The organism is Acidovorax sp. KPB24-07, from assembly GCF_057543315.1.
This window is the reverse complement of record NZ_BAAJYS010000691.1, coordinates 1-1,194: the sequence shown is the minus strand read 5'-3', so window position 1 is coordinate 1,194 and position 1,194 is coordinate 1. Positions and strand designations below refer to the sequence as shown.

At 61.8% G+C, this 1,194-nt stretch carries 1 protein-coding gene; it reads left to right on the top strand.

Annotation, left to right across the window (positions count from 1 at the left end; genetic code table 11):
• Nucleotides 1-3: 3 nt before the first annotated feature.
• A complete protein-coding gene (tuf, locus tag AC27IQ_RS25035; RefSeq protein ID WP_272549654.1) occupies nt 4-1,194 on the top strand; it encodes an elongation factor Tu in 1,191 nt (396 codons plus the stop codon).

Genomic DNA, 1,194 nt, shown 5'->3' with positions numbered 1-1,194 from the left:
AAAATGGCAAAAGGTAAGTTCGAACGTACCAAGCCCCACGTGAACGTGGGCACCATCGGTCACGTGGACCATGGCAAGACGACGCTGACGGCGGCCATCGCCACGGTGCTGTCCTCCAAGTTCGGCGGCGAAGCCAAGGCATACGACCAGATCGACGCAGCGCCCGAAGAAAAGGCCCGCGGCATCACGATCAACACCGCTCACGTGGAATACGAAACGGCCAACCGTCACTACGCCCACGTGGACTGCCCCGGTCACGCCGACTATGTGAAGAACATGATCACCGGCGCTGCCCAGATGGACGGCGCCATCCTGGTGTGCTCGGCCGCTGACGGCCCCATGCCCCAGACCCGCGAGCACATCCTGCTGGCCCGCCAAGTGGGCGTGCCTTACATCATCGTGTTCCTGAACAAGTGCGACATGGTCGATGACGAAGAGCTGCTCGAACTCGTCGAAATGGAAGTGCGCGAACTCCTGGACAAGTACAACTTCCCAGGCGACGACACCCCCATCATCCGCGGTTCCGCCAAGCTCGCCCTGGAAGGCGACAAGGGCGCCCTGGGTGAAGAAGCCATCATGAAGCTGGCCGAAGCCCTGGACTCGTACATCCCCACGCCCGAGCGCGCTGTGGACGGCGCATTCCTGATGCCCGTGGAAGACGTGTTCTCGATCTCCGGTCGCGGCACCGTGGTGACGGGCCGTATCGAGCGCGGCATCATCAAGGTCGGCGAAGAAATCGAAATCGTCGGTATCCGCGACACGCAAAAGACCACCTGCACCGGCGTGGAAATGTTCCGCAAGCTGCTGGACCAAGGCCAGGCTGGCGACAACGTCGGTCTGCTGCTGCGCGGTACCAAGCGCGAAGACGTGGAACGCGGCCAAGTGCTGTGCAAGCCCAACTCCATCAAGCCGCACACGCACTTCACCGCCGAGGTGTACGTGCTGTCCAAGGACGAAGGTGGCCGTCACACGCCTTTCTTCAACAACTACCGTCCTCAGTTCTACTTCCGCACGACCGACGTGACTGGCGCCATCGAGCTGCCAGCCGACAAGGAAATGGTCATGCCCGGCGACAACGTGTCGATCACCGTCAAGCTGATCAACCCCATCGCCATGGAAGAAGGCCTGCGCTTCGCCATCCGTGAAGGCGGTCGTACCGTCGGCGCCGGCGTCGTGGCCAAGATCATTGCTTAA

Bases quoted from the DNA above. Each gene is read 5' to 3' on its own strand.
- tuf (WP_272549654.1), top strand. From the start codon at position 4: ATGGCAAAAGGTAAGTTCGAACGTACCAAGCCCCACGTGAACGTGGGC.